The 15,867-nt window shown below is 53.0% G+C and carries 12 protein-coding genes; 8 read left to right on the top strand and 4 right to left on the bottom strand.

The genetic code is table 11. The features are described 5' to 3' along the window. Window positions 1-59: 59 nt before the first annotated feature. Window positions 60-1,265, bottom strand: coding sequence for an MFS transporter (locus tag GQY55_RS26310; RefSeq protein ID WP_160044888.1), 1,206 nt, complete (start codon window positions 1,263-1,265; stop codon window positions 60-62). Between the two features lie 412 nt (window positions 1,266-1,677). Here GQY55_RS26310 and GQY55_RS26305 point away from each other — a divergent pair, with 412 nt between their 5' ends. The 5 genes from GQY55_RS26305 to GQY55_RS26285 are packed head-to-tail and all read left to right on the top strand — an operon-like array spanning window position 1,678 to window position 6,313. Then, the gene (locus tag GQY55_RS26305; protein ID WP_160044887.1) at window positions 1,678-2,226 is read left to right on the top strand and encodes a MarR family winged helix-turn-helix transcriptional regulator; all 549 of its coding nucleotides are present in this window, start codon (window positions 1,678-1,680) and stop codon (window positions 2,224-2,226) included. 49 nt (window positions 2,227-2,275) lie between these two features. Next, entirely contained in the window at window positions 2,276-3,730 is a 1,455-nt protein-coding gene (locus tag GQY55_RS26300; RefSeq protein ID WP_160044886.1) for an aryl-sulfate sulfotransferase, read from the top strand. After that, complete coding sequence (locus GQY55_RS26295) at window positions 3,723-4,733, top strand: ABC transporter substrate-binding protein (RefSeq protein ID WP_160044885.1); 1,011 nt, start codon at window positions 3,723-3,725, stop codon at window positions 4,731-4,733. Before GQY55_RS26300 ends, GQY55_RS26295 begins: the two co-directional genes overlap by 8 nt. A gap of 11 nt (window positions 4,734-4,744) precedes the next feature. Beyond that, window positions 4,745-5,515, top strand: coding sequence for an ABC transporter ATP-binding protein (locus GQY55_RS26290; RefSeq protein WP_160044884.1), 771 nt, complete (start codon window positions 4,745-4,747; stop codon window positions 5,513-5,515). Window positions 5,516-5,536: 21 nt separating this feature from the next. Continuing rightward, window positions 5,537-6,313 carry an ABC transporter permease gene (locus GQY55_RS26285; RefSeq protein WP_160044883.1) on the top strand — a complete coding sequence of 259 codons (777 nt, stop codon included), beginning with the start codon at window positions 5,537-5,539 and terminating at the stop codon, window positions 6,311-6,313. Window positions 6,314-6,420: 107 nt separating this feature from the next. On the opposite strand, the gene GQY55_RS26280 is transcribed toward GQY55_RS26285, so the two are convergent. Further along, the gene (locus GQY55_RS26280; protein WP_236575874.1) at window positions 6,421-7,404 is read right to left on the bottom strand and encodes a CPBP family intramembrane glutamic endopeptidase; all 984 of its coding nucleotides are present in this window, start codon (window positions 7,402-7,404) and stop codon (window positions 6,421-6,423) included. 672 nt (window positions 7,405-8,076) lie between these two features. Between GQY55_RS26280 and GQY55_RS26275 the strand changes: the two genes are divergently transcribed. The 3 genes from GQY55_RS26275 to GQY55_RS26265 all read left to right on the top strand — a co-directional run bounded on the left by GQY55_RS26275 (window position 8,077) and on the right by GQY55_RS26265 (window position 10,327). Next, window positions 8,077-8,787 (top strand): AzlC family ABC transporter permease, encoded by a 711-nt coding sequence (locus GQY55_RS26275; RefSeq protein WP_201452247.1) that lies wholly within the window; start codon window positions 8,077-8,079, stop codon window positions 8,785-8,787. After that, window positions 8,778-9,104, top strand: a complete 327-nt coding sequence (locus tag GQY55_RS26270; protein ID WP_160044882.1) for an AzlD domain-containing protein — start codon at window positions 8,778-8,780, stop codon at window positions 9,102-9,104. Before GQY55_RS26275 ends, GQY55_RS26270 begins: the two co-directional genes overlap by 10 nt. A 95-nt stretch (window positions 9,105-9,199) precedes the next feature. Further along, window positions 9,200-10,327: an NAD(P)/FAD-dependent oxidoreductase gene (locus tag GQY55_RS26265; protein ID WP_160044881.1), complete on the top strand. Its 1,128-nt coding sequence runs from the start codon at window positions 9,200-9,202 to the stop codon at window positions 10,325-10,327. Window positions 10,328-10,457: 130 nt separating this feature from the next. Here the strand turns inward: GQY55_RS26265 and GQY55_RS26260 are convergent, their stop codons facing one another. Both GQY55_RS26260 and GQY55_RS26255 read right to left on the bottom strand, forming a co-directional pair. After that, complete coding sequence (locus GQY55_RS26260; protein WP_160044880.1) at window positions 10,458-11,693, bottom strand: cytochrome P450; 1,236 nt, start codon at window positions 11,691-11,693, stop codon at window positions 10,458-10,460. Between the two features lie 265 nt (window positions 11,694-11,958). Further along, on the bottom strand, window positions 11,959-15,858 hold the full coding sequence (locus GQY55_RS26255) for an S-layer homology domain-containing protein (protein WP_160044879.1): 3,900 nt from the start codon (window positions 15,856-15,858) through the stop codon (window positions 11,959-11,961). Between the last annotated feature and the right edge of the window lie 9 nt (window positions 15,859-15,867).

Below are 15,867 nucleotides of genomic sequence, written 5' to 3'. Positions count from 1 at the left end.
GCGCCGTGACCGGAATGTTCCGGTCGCAGCGCTTTGAAGGTTCGAATTGGCTTGGGTACTCATGTCGGCCGGACGGAAGAAACGGCGGCGAAACCCGACTCCTCCTGGTCCAGCTGATGGCAGCGTGAGGTAACGGCAAAAGCGCCGATGGCGAACGCAAGCGCCGCCCACGGCAAATACGCGAGACCGATTCGGTCCACGACAAAACTTCCGAGCAGCGAGCCCATGGCAATACCCAAATTGGATGCCACAGGCATCAGCGTAGAAGCGAAGTCCTTCGAGCCGCCTCCCGCCGCATCCGCCAAATCGATCAGGTAGAGCTGGACGGCCGCGCTTAGCGCATACGAAAACAGGGCGACAAGCATGACGCAGAACAGAGCAAGCCAAGTCAAACGAAGCGTCAGGCCCAGCGCCATCATAAGGCCGCTTTGAATCAGAAAAATCGCCTTTAATTTGACCCTCGAATTGCCTTGCGCGACTTTGGCGCCGATCCAGTTGCTCAAGATCGTTAAGCCGCCGTATCCCAGCAGAACCGCGCTTGTCCATGCTTGCGGAATGCCCAGCACGTTTTCCAAAAGGGGAGTGATGTACGTATACACGATAAAAACGGAGCCGACACCTAATACCGGTATAAAAAAGGCAAGGCGAATCCGCCGATTGTTGAACAAAGCGAATTGCTGTTTCATCGAGCTGACGCTGCGGGTGTCGCTTTTGGGCAACACGGAAGCGATCAGGATGAACGGAATGACGCCGACGACGGAAGTGACGATAAAAGCCGACTGCCAGCCCAGCATTTGCCCGACGAAGGTTCCAAGCGGGACGCCAAGAACGTTGGCGATGGAAAATCCTCCGATAATCCAAGCGACCGCTCCGGCCCGGCGCGAACCGCCGATGTGTTCGCTGGCCGCGGCGATCGACAAGGATAACGTCAACCCGCACAAAATGGCCGTCACGACCCGCACCACGAACATCAAAGCGAATGATCCCGCCAAAACGGTTAATGCATTAAAAAAGAGCAGTACGGCATAGGCCGACAAAATCGTGATATGGCGGGGAACGCGGCCCAGCAAACTGACGGCAAACGGCGTTCCTGCCGCATATGCGATCGCGAAGCTGGAGACGAGAATGCCTGCAGCGGCAACCGAAATGCCAAGGGACAAGCTGATGTCCTTCAACAACCCGACAATGACATACTCGGTTGTGCCGAGGATGAATGCGGCAAAAGTGAAGGCGAAAATAAGGATGGTTTCTTTTTTTCTGGTCATGGTTTCTTCTCCTGGTTGTCTATGTATGTTCATTTTGATCTTACAGGATGAAAGGCTTTTCAAGTCAACAGAAATTTGTCGAATCTTGTTATGATGGGAGAGCCTTCAGGTAAGCGGACTCGAAAAAATCAAAATCGTCTAATAACCCACTTGACAGGTGTGAATAATTGGATTAATCTTACGTCAAGCCCAACAGGTTATTGTTCATTGAATGAACGCTCGTTATTTCAACATTAAACCAAATCATCAGCCGATTGGTCCACCAAAGGCTCCTGCGATCGAAACCGGAAAAATGCCGGTTGAGACCGAGGGGCCTTTTCTGTTTCCCGGCAAACGTTCGCGACAACGGGGCAGGGAAGGTCATTTTTAAAAATCAGCCAAAAGAAAGGTCGATCACATCGAAAGGAGAGGCATGAACGACAAAGAAAAAGACTGGGCGCGAATGGAAGAAGCGGATTGGCATTTTCGTAAACTGGTCCGAAGGTTCGTGAAAGAGCGCGACAAAATCACGATTGAAGGCGTACCCCTTCCCGGCATGCTCATCCTTAATACGATTATGCGAGACGGGGAACAAAGGCTTGGGGACTTGGGGGAACAGCTTGATTTTACGTCGGGCGCCGTTACCGCGATCTGCGACAAGCTGGAGGGACTCGGATTTGCCGTGCGGAAACGGAGCGAATCGGACCGGAGAGCGGTGTCTCTGGACATCACCGAACAAGGGAAAGAGATGCTCGAACGCCACAAGGAGGCAGGTACCTACATGATCGATACGCTTTTTGGTTCATTTTCACCCGCCGAACTGGATCATTTAAGTTCTTTGTTCGGGCGGCTGCATGCGTGGTTGGATGGTTTTGCCGATGCGGTCATACGAACAACGAAGCCGTCTGGTGAAGAAAAAACCTTTGAAGCGGAGGGTCATGCCAAGAGCGGCAAGCGATCCAACAGGTTTGTTTCCTATTGAGAATGGAGAAGAAAAAACTTTTAGGGTAGAGGGAAAGGAGAAACATGTTATGGGACATCCGACGATTTATCCGACCGGAACGACGGTTTATCGGCCAGGCAAAGCCTGGAGCGGGTATACGATTTATCAGGCGGCCGACACCGGCGCGCTCCTGATCGACATGAACGGCAGGGAGGTTCGGCTATGGAAAGGCTTGCGGGGCTTTCCGAACAAAATTTTTCCCGGCGGTTACGTGCTGGGCAGCACGTCGGAACGCGATCCGAAATACGGTTTTCAGGACGAAACCAATCTCGTGCAGGTGGACTGGGACGGGAATATCGTTTGGAAATTCGACCGTTATGCCTGGATCGAAGATCCGGGACATCCCGCGCAGTGGATGGCGCGCCAGCATCATGACTATCAGCGGGAAGGCAACCCGGTCGGCTATTATGCCCCGGGGCTGACGCCCAAGGTTGACGGAGGGAACACGATCATTCTCGCGCATAAAAACGTGAATCGGCCGGACATTTCGGATACCGAACTGTTGGACGATACGATCATCGAAGTGGACTGGGAAGGGAATGTCGTTTGGGAATGGGCGGTCAGCGACCATTTCGACGAGTTGGGATTCGACGATGCCGCCAAGCAGGCTTTGTTCCGCGATCCCAATACACGGGCGTTCGGTACGCACTCGGGAGACTGGATGCATATCAACTCCGTATCGGTCCTTGGCCCGAACAAACATTACGATGCGGGCGACGAGCGTTTCCATCCCGACAATCTGATATGGGACGCCCGCGAATCCAATATTATCGCCATTATCGATAAACAAACCGGAAAGATCGTGTGGAGGCTTGGCCCGGACTACTCGTCCAAAGAAACGGAGCATATCGGCTGGATTATCGGCCAGCACCATGCTCATCTCATTCCTCAAGGATTGCCCGGAGAAGGAAACATCCTCGTATTCGACAACGGCGGCTGGGGCGGCTACGGCAGTCCGAACCCCGAAGCTCCGGATGGGCTAAAGGTGGCGCGCCGCGACCATTCCCGCATTTTGGAGATCAATCCGGTGACGCTGGATATCGAATGGCAGTATACGCCGACGGAGGCCGGGTTCCAGGCGCCGCTTGACTCATACCGTTTCTATAGCCCTTATATCAGTTCCGCGCAGCGTCTTCCGAACGGCAATACGCTCATTACGGAAGGTGCCGACGGAAGGATCTTCGAAGTGACGCCCGAGCATGAACTCGTATGGGAATACATTTCCCCGTACAAAAACAAACGAAATTCCAACATGGTTTACCGCGCTTACCGGGTTCCGTACGAATGGATCCCGCAGCTGGAGAAGCCGGTCGAAACGGAAATCGCTCCCATCGATGTCGCCGACTTCCGTCTGCCGGGGGCTGCTGCCAGGGGAGCCTTAGCGGCGGTAGAAGTTGAAGGGACAGTATCCTACGGGGAAGGCGCCTTCTGCGTCGCCACGACGGACGAAGAAGTCAGGAAGGAGAGCGGCCGCGATGAATAAGCTGCACATCCGGCGCTTCAGCCTCATCGTCTTGGCCATGCTGCTGTCGGCTTCGCTCCTTGCGGCTTGCGGAACGGCAGCGGGATCAAACCATGGCGGCAAACTAAAGCTTAAGATCGCCGATATTTCGACCAATACGGTTTTCCGCGTCGCCAAGCAAAAGGGATTTTTCGAAAAACACGGCATCAATGCCGAGCTTGTAAACTTCGCGACTCCCGCCGAAGGGGTAAATTCCTTGTTCATCAAGCAGGTAGACGTGGCTTTTGGGGCCGATTTCCCGCTGCTTAACGCGGTCAGCAAAGGAGATTATTCGATTTTTGCCTCTTCCGGCACGGCCACCGATGTGAGCGCAAGCGAATGGAAACTGTTTGTTCGCAAGGAAATCGCCGGCGCGTCGGAGCTCAAAGGGAAGAAGCTGAGCTTTTCGAGGGGGACGTTTATCCCGTACCTTTGGGACGTATACCTGCAGCAAAACGGTATCTCTTTGTCCGACGTAACGCTTGTAGGTCAGGGAGGTTTTGATGAAGCGTACGTCGCGCTCAAAAAAGGCGAAATTGATGCGGCATGGGTATATGGAGCGGTGCTCAACCAAAAATTCGCCGCGCTGGAGGAAGCCTATGAGCTGTCGGATATGTCCAAAACGCCGGTGCGGCTCGGCACGGGACTGATTGCCTCCAATCAAATCATCAAGGAAAACAAGGAAGGGATTGTGGAGCTGCTGAAAGCGTTGGACGAAGCCTCGGCGTACGCGCAGGCCCACCCGGAAGAGACGGCGGATATCATGTACGACGAAGTAAAGCAGCCCAGGGAGGCGACGTTAAAGGATCTTCCGAAAAATCCGTGGAACATCGGCTTCACGGAAAAAGCGTACGAGGGATTGGTCGGTCAGAAGAAATACATGGTCGAGAACAAGATCATCGAAAAGGATTTCGACCTGAAAAAGAAACTGAATCTGGACCCGGTACGCCAAGCGTTTCCGGACCGCGTCATCGAATTGAAATAGGAGGGAAGCCGATGAGCGCATTGCCAAGGCCTAACGAAATTCATATTGAGCGGCTGAATAAGAGCTACGCACCGCAGGGTGCCGGAAATCTCCATTACATTATTCAAGACGTGGATTTGGTCGTTAAGGGAGGGGAGTTTTTCGTCCTGCTCGGGCCGAGCGGCTGCGGAAAATCCACTCTGCTCAGCTTGATCGCCGGATTCGTGTCCAAAACCTCGGGACAGGTCCGGGTTGGCGAAAATGAGGTGGATCGGCCGGGACAGGACCGCGCGGTAGTATTTCAGCAGGCGGATTCATCGCTTTTTCCATGGTTGACGGTCAGGGAGAACGTGGAGTTCGGCTTGCGCATGAAACGTATCCCTGCCGCGAAACGGAAGGAGGTATCGGATCGATTCATCGATCTTGTAGGGCTCCGTGGGCATGAGAACAAATTCCCTCGCGAGTTGTCCGGCGGCATGAAACAGCGGGTCCAATTGGCAAGGGTGCTCGCGAACGACCCGGGGATTCTGCTGATGGATGAACCGTTCGGCGCCCTCGACGCGATGACCCGGCGAACGATGCAAAGGGAGCTGGTGAACATTTGGAAGGATACCGACAAAACGGTCATTTTCGTGACGCATGATATCCAGGAAGCTCTTCTGCTCGGAGGCCGCATCGGCATCATGTCGGCGGGGCCTTCGTCCAAAATTACGCATGTATACGATGTGCCGCTGGCTTATCCGCGCGACATGACAGCACCCGAATTCCACGCATTGTACAACCGGATCCAGTCGCATTTTTAAGAGTAGGGGAGGAGGGACGTCATGAACGCAAAAATCAAAAAAACGCCGCTGAATATGATCTTCTGGATTGTCATCTTGGTTCTATGGCAGCTCATATCGTTGGTCTACGGACCGGAAATCCTTCCGGGACCGCTGTACACGGCAAAAGGCGGTTATGAGCTGCTTGCGGACGGCACGCTGCTGCAATATATCGGCATTAGCGCATACCGCGTGCTGCTCGGTTGGACGCTCGGCAGCCTGATCGCCGTGCCCGTCGGCATCGTCATCGGAAAAGTAGGGGCGATTCGGGCATTTGCGGAGCCGTTCCTCAACTTTATCCGGTTTATACCGCCGATCGCTTTCATTACCTTGTTTCTCGTGTGGTTCGGCATCGGGGAAACATCCAAAGTGATGCTGATTATGTACGCCACATTTTTTATCGTTATCCTGAATACGTTAACCGGCGTCTTATCCGTCGAAGAGGACAAAATCAGGTCCGCCCGCAGCATGGGCGCGTCGGAATGGCAGATCGTCATCCATGTCATCATACCGTCGACGGTTCCTTACATCTTTACGGGCATCCGCCTTGCGATGGGAACGTCGTTCATGGCGATCATCGGCGCCGAGATGATCGCTTCCAACGAAGGCGTCGGTTATTTGATCTGGAATTCGCGGTTGTTTTTTCGGACCGACTGGATTTTCGTCGGACTGATCTGCCTGGGGCTGATGGGATTTCTTACGGACCGGGCGGTCGCGCTGCTCGGGCGGAAGCTGCTGTCCAGGTACGGCGTGGTCAGCACGACGTCACTGAGACGTTAAGCTGTTGAAATGGATGAAGGCACCCGATGCGTTAAATCGGGTGCCTTTTACGATTTTGGACAGCGGATCGTACAAAGTGAACATGCGGATATTCGAGCTAGCGTTGCCTACCAGCCAATACTTCGGAAAGACGTCAGATGTTGGAATTCGGACCGATGATCAGGTTCGATCCGGTTCCAACCCACCTTTTTTCGAAGCGACCAGACAAAGAGTACGATGACGCCAAGCACCACGGTTCCGATATTCACCAGGTAACCGGCAAGCGGAGAAATATACTCCACTTCGACGATCGCGGACGGAGAGGGGACAACGACATACCGGACCATCTCGAGCCATGCCAAATGGAAACCGATATTCATCCAAAGGTTGCCCGAAAGGATGCGGCATAGCTGCAACATCGTGCCGAAGGCGACCAGATTGATCATATAGTCCACCGTAATTTGATCCCAGGTCGCAATGCCGGCAAGAACCATGAACGCGGTTAGCGCCACTGGCGCAAGCACGAACAGGACGACCTGAATGATCAGGGCAAGCCAGCGCGGGAGCCTCGTGTTCAGGTTCCGATACAAATAACCGCGGAAGGCAATCTCTTCGGGAAACGCTTCATAGAAAAAAGCGATAGCCGAGTTGATCAAGATGAGGAAGAGGGTCGTTACGGGCAAATGAAAAGCCACGACATGCAGCCACCCAAGCGCGCTGCCGATGAGGAGAGACGCCGTCGTCAGCAAAGCAAGAAGACCCATCCCGAGCAGAAAATAAGGCAGACCTTTCGGAGGCGAACTCAAGCCCAAGCCGCTCCAAGGACGCCTGTCGGCATAACGCCGCAATACATAAATCAACGGTACGCTAACGCCGGTTGTGACGACCGCTAAAATGAGCTGAAGTGCCAGGGTGGGGAACCCGTATGAACCGGCGGCGGTGGCGGCGGCTACGGCGAGCCCAAGCCCGGCCGCGAACGCCAGCCAACCCAGCAGAATGCGCCAGAAGAGCTGGATTTTTCCTTCATTGTCGAAGAATACGCGAGACCCTTTCCGGTTGCGGGACATCATGGATAAAGGGGAAATATGAAACCCTCCTTTCCAAAATTTCATGGCATTCGCCAGATTCGGTTTCTATCTGACATAACTATATATAGTAAGTTTTCGTATAATGTGTGACTGATAGAGCGCCCGATTTCCATAGGGCAGCTGTCAAAAAGTTTACGGACCGCTAAATGTGCCTGCGGTCTGTTTTTTGCATGCGTGTCCCTTTGCGTGCCATCCGATAAAGATGATGACCGATCGGATTACGGAACCAAATTTCAACAGGTCGGAATACGGCAATGGAAAAGTCGGTCGCCGACGTTTATTACGGATGGCAACACCGGTTCTTTTGAAAGGCACGGGAAGGAACTGGAGGCTAAACTTCAGGCGGTGAACGTGCCCGCGACCTCCTTGTTTTATCCGCCGTCCCACGGCGTTGTACCGCATGAATACCAATTTCAACTAGATACACCGGAGGCCGCGGAATGTTTTGAGATGACCTTATCCTTCTTGCGTAAACATGTGCAGGATGGAAATCGAAGCCGCCGCTCCGCCATGGTTCCTTCGAATCTGCGTGACTAAAACTATTCTATTCTTGGTATTTCGTATGATATAATGCACAATAGATTTGTTATAACGCACATTTGGCTTGTCGCATCGTCGACATATATTATCCAAGTTAACATCTGAGAATATGGAAAAGAATAGAGGATAAATAACGTGTCTGAGAAAGTTCAAAACATGAATCGGGAACTGGATGCCGGCGAAGACGGCTTTATCCAGGGCGTCAAAGATTGCATTCCAACGCTGCTCGGTTACTTAAGCATCGGTTTTGCCGCGGGCGTCGTCGGGAAAACATCCGGCCTATCCATCATGGAAATTACCCTGATGTCCTCGATGATTTATGCCGGATCGGCGCAATTTATTATGGCGGGGATGATTGCGTCGCATGGATCGGCTGCAGCCATCATTCTTACCGTTTTTATCGTGAACCTTCGCCATCTTTTGCTTAGCGCCGCCATCTCGCCGTATTTTCGCCGTCTTACTTCTTTTAAAACGATGCTGATCGGCACGCTGCTTACGGACGAAACGTTCGGGGTAGCGATGAACAAGGCGACGAACCGAACCTCCCTCGGCGAAACATGGATGCATGGATTAAACGTAACGGCGTATCTCAATTGGATTATCGCCACCATTGCCGGGTCTTTTTTCGGTCAATGGATCACCGATCCCGAAAAATTCGGCTTGGATTTTGCGCTGACGGGCATGTTTATCGGTCTGCTTGTTTTGCAGATGGTGAGCAGAAAAAAAGTCCTGAAGGACATGATTGTCGCCTTGAGCGCCGTCGCGATCATGGTTGGAGCCAGCTATTTCTTATCCACGAGCATGGCGGTCATCGCAGCCACAGTCGTTGCAGCAACGATCGGAATGGTGGTGGAAAAATGGAAATAAGATGGCATATCCTGTTGGCGATTATGGGGGCATCGATTGTAACGCTCCTGCCAAGGGTCCTTCCGCTGATGGTGCTTAGCCGGATGCAATTGCCGGAATGGGCCATGAGATGGCTGAACTACGTGCCCGTCGCGGTGATGGCCGCTTTGATTGGGCAGGAATTGTTTATGGCTGACGGGAAGTTTGAAATATCCCGAAATTACATCGAAATATTGGCGGCGTTGCCGACATTTGCGACGGCCATCCTCACGCGAAGCTTGTTGGGGACGGTCGTGGTAGGCATCCTCACGGTAATGGTTTTGCGGTTTATCCTATAAAAAGCTAAAAAGCTAAAAAGTTAAAAAGCGTTTGGCAACATCGGTTTTACGTATTATTGAAATAGCGACCTCATGATTTGGAAAGGATTGGAGTCATGAAGAAAGTCATCGTCATCGGATCCGGGATTCTTGGGGCATCTACCGCTTATCAGCTGGCAAAAATGGGAGCGGATGTCCTTATCATCGACCGCAAAGATCACGGCCAAGCGACGGATGCCGCTGCGGGCATCATCTGTCCTTGGTTGTCGCAGCGCCGCAATCAGGCTTGGTACCGGTTGGCAAAGGCCGGGGCGCGCTTTTATCCCGGATTGATCGAGGATCTTACAAAAGAGGGCGAAACGGAAACCGGGTACGCTCAAGTAGGTGCCCTGAGCATCCATCATGATCCGGAAAAAATCCGGAAGATGGAGGAGCGGGCCTTGCTGCGTAAAGAGGATGCCCCGGAAATCGGAGACATTGCCCGGCTGAATGAGCAGGAGACCCATGACCGTTTTCCATTGCTCGGAGAAGGATATCAATCGGTGCGGATCAGCGGTGCCGCCCGCGTCGACGGACGTGCGCTGCGCGATGCGCTGATCCGGTCGGCGCAAAGGCATGGAGCCGTTTTTATGCAGGGTGACGCCGTCCTAACGTATCAGTCGAACCGTGTAACAGGCGCCAAGGTTGGCGGGGAATACTTCCCGGCCGACCAAACGGTGGTATGCGCCGGCGCATGGGCGGGTCAGCTGCTGCAGCCGTTAGGCATTCGATTTAACGTGCGCTTTCAAAAGGCGCAAATTATGCACCTGCAGGTCCAGCATGAAGAGGACACCGGCGAGTGGCCTGTCATCATGCCGCCTTCGGACCAATACCTGCTCGCTTTCGGGGAGCAAAAAATCGTGATCGGGGCGACCCACGAAAACGAAGTGGACGGCTATGATACGAGAATCACGGCAGGGGGGATGCAGGAAGTTCTCAACAAAGGACTGGAACTCGCTCCCGGTTTGGCGGACAGCACGTTTCAGGAGGTACGGGTCGGGTTCCGGCCTTTTACGCCCGGCTTCCTGCCGGTGATTGGCGCAATGCCGGGTTGGGACAACCTCTATGCGGCGAACGGGCTCGGAGCGTCCGGACTGACCGTGGGCCCGTTTATGGGCAGTCAGCTGGCAAAGCTGGCGCTGGGGATGGATTTGGATATCGATATCGAAGATTATGACCTTCGACTGGCAATGGAAGAAAACTGAATCAACAAGTGGATAAAAGCCTGAATTCATTCGACTTGGTGCTTTGAACTTAGAAACCTCCGCTAAAAAGCCCCTTCCGTTTGGAAGAGGCTTTTTGTGTTGCATGGGAAACTTTCAGCAAGAAAGGGGTCTACCTGCGATGAACGCGTACCGGAAGGGAAGCCAGCGTTTGTCCGGCGGCGGAGGGCGTCAGATGCTCCTCAAGCTTGAAACCGGGTACGGGTTCGATGCGCTGAAAATGATCCATAAACCGTCCCAGGCCGATGTTGGCCTCCAGCCGTGCAAGCGGGGCTCCCAGGCAAAAATGCGGCCCGTTGCCGAAGGTGAGATGCTTATTGTTGTTGGGCCGGTGAATGTTCAAAGTGAAGGGGTCCTCGAACACCTCTTTGTCCATATTGGCGGCGCTCATCCAGGCTACGACGACATCGCCTTTTTTTAGCGGAACGCCGAGCACGTCGTTGTCCGTTTTTACCGTCCGATCCATTTTGGCGATATGAAAACGGTAGCGGAGCATTTCTTCCACGGTATTCGGCAGCAGCTCGCGGTTCGACTGCACCTCATTATAAATCCGGTCGTTATCGTATAAAAACGAATAAAAGGTGCAGGCCAGCAGGTGGCTTGTCGTTTCGATGCCGGCTCCCAGGATAAACATGGTCATCCGGACGATTTCGTCATCCGTCAGACGTTCGCCGTCCACTTCCGCTTGAATCAAATCCGAGATGATATCGTCGGCAAGGTTCGTTCTTTTATGGACGACATGAGGGTAGAGATAGCTGTAGTAGTTTTTGGCCGCCTGCCGTTTCAGCTCCTGAACGTCTTCGAGGTTTTCTTTGGGAAGCGGAAGGAACAAATGGTCGACCCATTCTTTGAATAAAAAACGGTCCTTCGACGGAACGCCAAGCAGGTCTGCGATCACGATGGTAGGCAGCGCGCCGGAAAACGTTTTGACGATGTCGATGACCGGTTCGTCGCCCATGTCCTTGATCAACTGGTTGACCACCTCATGGATGCGCGGCTCCCATAACTTCAGGCTTCTTGGCGTAAAAGCGGCGGAAAGGAGACTGCGGCTTTTCCGGTGCTCGGGAGGATCCGAATTCAAATTGATGCGGCCGGAAGAATGTTGGCCTTCCTCATTGTCCGCGCCGACGCTGATGGTGGTCCGGGCTCTGACGCTGGAGAAATATTCATGGTCGCTCAGCACTCTTTTAACGTCTTCATACCGGAAAACGTTCCACGAATCCGTTGCTTCGTTGTAGCTGATCGGTTCCTGTTCCAGTTTGCGTTTGTACCAATCCAAAGGACTAAACTCTTCCGCGGCGGATTGAAACTGCGTGATTTCTGCTAAGGAGATGATTTCTTTCTGCATTTGTTTCCCTCCCGGTTTGTAAAATGGGGACATCGACAATAATTCCAATATATGTTAATTATAACATGCCGGGGATGAAGGGGCCACTTTCGAACGACCCATGCCAAAAGGTCAGTTTTACCGATGGGAATGCATTTTTAGTCGTTTGTTTGAACATTTTGAAAAAAGAGAACACTGCCCCATGACGATAAAAAGGGTTATCCGAAACAGAACGCAGTGAGCTGAACTGTATCGGGATAACCCTTTCTCTATATGGATTTACGTATTATATCAGGTCGGACTTTTGCAGCAGCCGCTCTACGACCGCGGCTACTTCTGCTCTTGTGATGAATGATGCTGGTGCAAGCCGGGTACTGCTTCGGCCTGTCACGATACCGGCCTGCAGGCAATCTGCGATGCTTTGCTGTGCCCAGCGTGCGGCATGCGCAGCATCCTTATACGGCGCTAGCGTTTTTTCCGCCGATTGTTGATTAAGCTTCGCTGCAAGGCCCGTAAGCTTCATCGCTTTAGCGACGATCGCCATAGCCTGCTCACGGGTAATCTTATCGTTCGGACGGAAGGTGCCGTCCTCGAAACCTTGGATCAGCCGATAAGCGGATGCTGTTTCGATTGCTCCGCTGTACCAATCCGATGTCTTCACATCCTGGAATGGCGCGGCTCCTTCTTCAGGCTTCAGCCCCAGGCCACGAACGACGATAGCGGCGAACTCGGCGCGGGTAATGTCGCGGTCCGGACCGAACCGGCCGTCTCCCATGCCTTCGATAACCATGCGCGATCCCATCTCATTAACGGAGGCTTTAGCCCAGTGGTTTGCCGCATCGCCGAATTCGAGCGGATGCCAGACGACCGAATACACGTCATTGGTTAAGCTGTTGATTTTGGCATAATACTTTCCGTCGATCACTGTAATTTTGGTCGGTACATGGCGGACCCTTCCATCCGGATCAACAGCCACGCCTGTCGTAATTTTGCTTGGGTCGACGCCGTCCGGAATCGCGATCATACGCTCCACGAAAGCGTTGAATTTCGACACTTCAATCACTTTATCCCCGTAAATGCCCCGAATTGTAAATTCAACCGGACGTGCAACAAGGGTGAACGATCCATCGGCAGCGGCTTTGTCCAAGGCTTTTACTTTGTCCGCAGCAGGAGTCGCCATTTCGATTCGTACCTTGATGTCCTGCAAAGCTACCGATTTGCCGATCTGGTTGGAGATTGAGTCGATGTCTATTTGTTGTGCTGGAAGGGTAAACGTCGCCCGGTTTGTTTTGATTTGCAAGACGGCCTGTTTATTCTCCATACTTTTAACCATCTGACCGTTTAATTCGGAGGCAACCGTATCGGAATCCGCGGTCACGGGAATCGTAACAAGCGCATGCTGCCCCGCTGCTTGGAGCATATCTTCCAGCTTTTTCGGATCGAGAGCTACCGTAGTAACGGTTTGGCCATCGCGCTTGGAAGTTGTGATGTTTCCGGCCTTTTCCGAGTTGCCATTGACCAGTACAGCTGTGCTCGTATCGACTTTTGGCGGAGCCGCCGGAGCCGTCGGCACGGTTGTTGTTGGCGGTACTGGCGTCGGTGCCGGCGTATTGGAATCGTCCCCGCTCGATGGCTGTTTTGGTATAACCGGATTCGATTCTGCCGAAGATTCGCCGCTGCCGGCACTGCTTATCGCTTTAACCGTAAATGTATAACTCGCGCCGTTGGTTAACCCGGTAACCGTAATTGGACTGGCTGCTCCAGTGACGATCATGCCGCCTGGCTGGGCTGTCACTTCATACCCCGTAATCGGTCTGCCGCCATTGTCCGCGGGAGGGGTGAACGTAATCGTCACTTCACCGTTGCCTGCGACGGCCTTCACATTCGTCGGGGCGGCGGGAGTGGTTACCGGCGTTGCGCTTACAGGCAGGGAGGCAGGGCTGTCTTCGCCCAGATTCGTTGCCTTCACGGCAAAATAATAAGTCGAGCCGTTTGTCAGGCCGGTGGCCAAATAATTGTACACGGAGCCGGTGACGGTCGCTACCTCGGTATCAATCGCGTCAGGATTTTCACTTTGGAAAACTTTATATCCGGTTGCTTCGTCTACGGGGTCCCAGGCAAGCGCCACTTGACCATTGCCGGCAACAGGCGGCTTCATGACCGGAGCACCCGGCGCAGGCGGCACCGGGGTAACTGCGCCCGACGATGCCGAAGCTGCCGAATCGCCTGCACGATTCGTCGCGATCACCGTAAAGGTGTAGGGAGTCCCGTTATCTAATCCGGTTACCTTAATCGGGCTGGCGCTACCGGTAACGGTCTTGCCTCCCGGACTCACGATAACCGTATACTGAGTAATCGGGCTCCCACCGTTACGATCCGGTTCTTTGAAGCTGATCGTGGCTTCTCCGTCTCCGGCAATGGCCTTTACGTCGGTCGGGGCACTCGGCTTGTCCGCGACATGAACCGCTGCTGTATCTTTAAAGCTTCCGTCGGTCGTTTCCACCGTAATCGTTGCATTTCCGGGACCTACCGGCGTCACGACTCCGTTCCGATCCACGGTAGCCACCGTTTCATCGCTGGATTTCCAGGTGACGCTTCGATCCGCCGCATCTGCGGGTTCCACGGCCGCAATCAATGTTTGGGTTGCTCCGCCTACGGTAAGTTCCAAGTTTTTTGAATCGAGGGTAACGCCTGTAACGAGAACGTCCCAGGTATTGTTCACGTTGAGTGTAAAGGAATACGTTGTGCTTACGCTTCCGTCATTCAGAGTCACGGTGATGACAGATTGACCATAAGCATTGGCGGCAGGAGTCATCGTTAACGTTCGTTCGTCGCCGCTGCCTGTCATGACGAGGTTCTGGTCAGCGATCAATGATGGATTGGAAGAACGGGCCGATACTTGAATCTGGTCCCCTTCGTCAGGATCGAGTACTTTAAACGTTCTCGCCACCGACTTGTTTTTATCCGTGATCGTACTTCCTACAAAGCCCGTATTTTGCGCCCAGGTAGCGTTGCTGATCGTACCGTTGTTTCGTGTTCCTCCCGTATTCACTGCAATATTGCCGCTGCTGCGGTCATTTAGTTTATAATTGGCAACCAGATCAGCTTCGGAACCTGTCAAATCATCGTTCATCCCGCGAATAATTTCGTCTTGGCTCTTCGCTTTGCTCCAGAATCTTACATCCTTCATGCCGCCATTAAAATCGCCATCCTGTGCCCATGTGCTTTTGCCAAGCCAGTTGTTTGGTCTGGGCTTGTTACCGATTACGCTTAAATCCATTGGTCCCCGAGCTTTTAGCGCGCCGTCCCAGTATATGCTTCCGGTCTTTTGGGTTTGGTCATAGACAATCGCCACATGAACCCATTGTGAGATCGGGAAGTTTTCTTGTGTCGTAATATTGCCGCCGGCCCCTGGATATTGACCTGTGTAGGAGGAGAAATTCATTTTGGTTCTGTCGAATCCGACAAACACATTATAGTTGTTCATACCAATCGAAGAATCGAAAAATCGCATCCATGTTTGAAAGGCATTCACTTTCAGGTATCCTTCTACGGTAAAGGAGTTCCCGTACATCCCAAAATCCGGAAAGGTCACGTAATCCCCGTTGCCATCGAAGCTGAGGTAGTCCCCTCCGCTGATTTCGGTCAGATAGGGTGGGTCGTTCACAGGCAGAACATGAATGCTGGCCGATCCCAAATCCGAACTGAATCCCGAATAACTCGTCGAGTCCACATAACTGTACTTCTGGAGGCTGTTTGCTGAAGCATCCCATAGCTTATACCTTACTGAAGTGTCTCCATTCCAATCCCTTGCAGGGACGAATCTGATTTGATCCGTGCTTTTTAGCAATAAGACGTGATTGTCCGAAGTCGGTTCGATATTATACCAAAGACCGATGCTGGCGTTATAATACTGCCAATTACCATGGGCATTATCCAAGTTCGTAATCGCGACTCCTACATTCATCGGGTCCGAAACTTTCCCTGACAGAAGATCGGATATGCGCGCTCCTGCGCTGTTCGCATCGTCTTCATTGATGGACGGCAGTGCTGCTGGACTGTTGTCAATCCATACTAAGCTTGACCCGGTCTGTGCCAATACAGAATGGACCGGGCCGACACCAGATACGGCGAGCCCCAATGACAACGTGGAGCAAATAGCTATTTTTGTGAATGATTGCTTCATGTTCAGATC

Origin of the sequence: Paenibacillus sp. USDA918EY (assembly GCF_009870825.1) — a bacterium.
In the GTDB taxonomy this organism is placed as follows: domain Bacteria; phylum Bacillota; class Bacilli; order Paenibacillales; family Paenibacillaceae; genus Paenibacillus_AQ; species Paenibacillus_AQ albilobatus.
This window is presented reverse-complemented; position numbering and strand designations above follow the sequence as displayed.

What these genes read in the sequence shown, in the direction of transcription:
- GQY55_RS26310 (WP_160044888.1), bottom strand. Translation starts at nt 1,265, where the DNA reads ATGACCAGAAAAAAAGAAACCATCCTTATTTTCGCCTTCACTTTTGCC.
- GQY55_RS26305 (WP_160044887.1), top strand. Translation starts at nt 1,678, where the DNA reads ATGAACGACAAAGAAAAAGACTGGGCGCGAATGGAAGAAGCGGATTGG.
- GQY55_RS26300 (WP_160044886.1), top strand. Translation starts at nt 2,276, where the DNA reads ATGGGACATCCGACGATTTATCCGACCGGAACGACGGTTTATCGGCCA.
- GQY55_RS26295 (WP_160044885.1), top strand. Translation starts at nt 3,723, where the DNA reads ATGAATAAGCTGCACATCCGGCGCTTCAGCCTCATCGTCTTGGCCATG.
- GQY55_RS26290 (WP_160044884.1), top strand. Translation starts at nt 4,745, where the DNA reads ATGAGCGCATTGCCAAGGCCTAACGAAATTCATATTGAGCGGCTGAAT.
- GQY55_RS26285 (WP_160044883.1), top strand. Translation starts at nt 5,537, where the DNA reads ATGAACGCAAAAATCAAAAAAACGCCGCTGAATATGATCTTCTGGATT.
- GQY55_RS26280 (WP_236575874.1), bottom strand. Translation starts at nt 7,404, where the DNA reads ATGAAATTTTGGAAAGGAGGGTTTCATATTTCCCCTTTATCCATGATG.
- GQY55_RS26275 (WP_201452247.1), top strand. Translation starts at nt 8,077, where the DNA reads ATGAATCGGGAACTGGATGCCGGCGAAGACGGCTTTATCCAGGGCGTC.
- GQY55_RS26270 (WP_160044882.1), top strand. Translation starts at nt 8,778, where the DNA reads ATGGAAATAAGATGGCATATCCTGTTGGCGATTATGGGGGCATCGATT.
- GQY55_RS26265 (WP_160044881.1), top strand. Translation starts at nt 9,200, where the DNA reads ATGAAGAAAGTCATCGTCATCGGATCCGGGATTCTTGGGGCATCTACC.
- GQY55_RS26260 (WP_160044880.1), bottom strand. Translation starts at nt 11,693, where the DNA reads ATGCAGAAAGAAATCATCTCCTTAGCAGAAATCACGCAGTTTCAATCC.
- GQY55_RS26255 (WP_160044879.1), bottom strand. Translation starts at nt 15,858, where the DNA reads ATGAAGCAATCATTCACAAAAATAGCTATTTGCTCCACGTTGTCATTG.